At 50.8% G+C, this 1680-nt stretch carries 1 protein-coding gene; it reads left to right on the forward strand.

Annotated elements, in window-relative coordinates; translation table 11 throughout:
• Nucleotides 1-1055: 1055 nt before the first annotated feature.
• Nucleotides 1056-1535: a helix-turn-helix domain-containing protein gene (locus ACLH1U_RS25130; protein WP_080816855.1), complete on the forward strand. Its 480-nt coding sequence runs from the start codon at nt 1056-1058 to the stop codon at nt 1533-1535.
• Nucleotides 1536-1680: the final 145 nt, after the last annotated feature.

The raw sequence follows: 1680 nt of genomic DNA on the forward strand, positions 1-1680 counted from the left end.
TAACGTTCTGACCATGATTGTCTATCCTGCATTGCTCCATTGCTCCATTGCTCCATTGCTCTTTTGCCGCCTCAAAATCCCTTGCGTGTTTTTGCTCCCCGATCTCCAGAACGACCGAGCCGCCACGGTTCCGGCAGCGCCTTGAGCGCAACCGGAAACCGTCTGGGGAGAACCCCAGACCCCCATCGCTGTAACACCGACGGTCTACGACTACCTACCAACCGCATGGCTGCCTGTTCCGTGCAAATGGGCTTTGCAGGGGGCTGGCGCGGTTCCTGGCGACCTGAAAGCCCCTGGTTAGGGGTATCGGCGCGCCTGACCTCCTGAGAGCCTCTGTAAGCGTTTTTCGCGCCTTCCATGCCCTAGCGGGCATCTAAAACCCGTTTCGTGCGTCTGAGAGCTTTTGAGCGCGTTTGAGGGGCTATCTGGCGACTCATCCCCGAAAGAACAACAGCGGAATCACCGACAACATGCGAGAGGTGGCACCGCTCGCCGCAGCCCCAGCGACCGAACGTTAGTGAGCGAGTGGGCGAGGAAGCGGAAGAGAACCGGAAACCACATTGAGCACGTACGCACTGATGCGGGGTGTCGGGGCAAAGCCCTGACCAGATGGCAATTGTGATAGCGTCGCGTGTGACGGTATTACAATTACACATCCTGTCCTGATTTCTGAGGCGTTTTAACGGTGAACGGACGGCAAAAGCATGATGGAGCTGTTAAACGTGGAGAGTGCGAAATCTGGCAAAAATCACGGCTGACAAGGCTTGCAGAGGAGTAAGCCAGTATACACTCCGCTAGCGCTACGTGACTGGTTCAGGGCTTCGCCCCGACACCCCAAAAAAGTGTTCCGCTTTGCGCAACACTTTCAGCAGAAAAGATATTTAAGGGCGATTTTGTAAGTTATTGATTTTTTAGCTACTTGTATTATGGGTTAGCTCACGCATGCGTGGTCTAAGGTTAGCTCACGCATGTGTGAGCTAGGTTGACCTATCATAGTTTACGTTTGAGCTATGATGGCTTATATTTGAACCATCATTAGACCGTGGAGATTTACCATGTATATCGGGACTGAAGAGCAGCGAAAAAAGCGTCTAAAAGAACTGGAAAAATTAAACAAAGAATCGGAACCAGAACCGAAAAATAACGGCCCATTCACCCAGGTTTATCAGAAGGGCTGGGAAAGGATCCGAGAACTGTCGAAGGACAAGCAGGGAGTTGTAGCAATACCGCTTTACTCGTTTTTAGCTGAGCACATAGATCCCTCATGCGGTGCTGTTGTTGCCGATCAGCAGTTTTTAGCAGATAAATTGGGTGTTAGCCGAAGCACAATTAAGCGCTGGCTCAACTACTTAGAATCAAAAAACGCGTTAGTCAGAATTCCTGTTGCCGGTAAGGTTTGTGCGTATGCACTCGATCCACATGAAGTCTGGAAGGGATACAACACATCTAAAAACTACGCGGCGTTTGTCACTAAAACACTGGTCAACAAAGACGGTGATATTCAGCGCCGAATCATGGCCATGTTTTCAAATTGAGCCAGCGGCAGGCGGACAATCAGGGGCTACGTGTTAACGTTCTGACCATGATTGTCTATCCTGCATTGCTCCATTGCTCCATTGCTCCATTGCTCTTTTGCCGCCTCAAAATCCCTTGCGTGTTTTTGCTCCCCGATCTCCAGAA

Origin of the sequence: Klebsiella sp. 1SOBk5mer, assembly GCF_046603115.1 — a bacterium.
GTDB classification, from domain to species: domain Bacteria; phylum Pseudomonadota; class Gammaproteobacteria; order Enterobacterales; family Enterobacteriaceae; genus Klebsiella; species Klebsiella quasipneumoniae.

What these genes read in the sequence shown, in the direction of transcription:
- ACLH1U_RS25130 (WP_080816855.1), top strand. Translation starts at nt 1,056, where the DNA reads ATGTATATCGGGACTGAAGAGCAGCGAAAAAAGCGTCTAAAAGAACTG.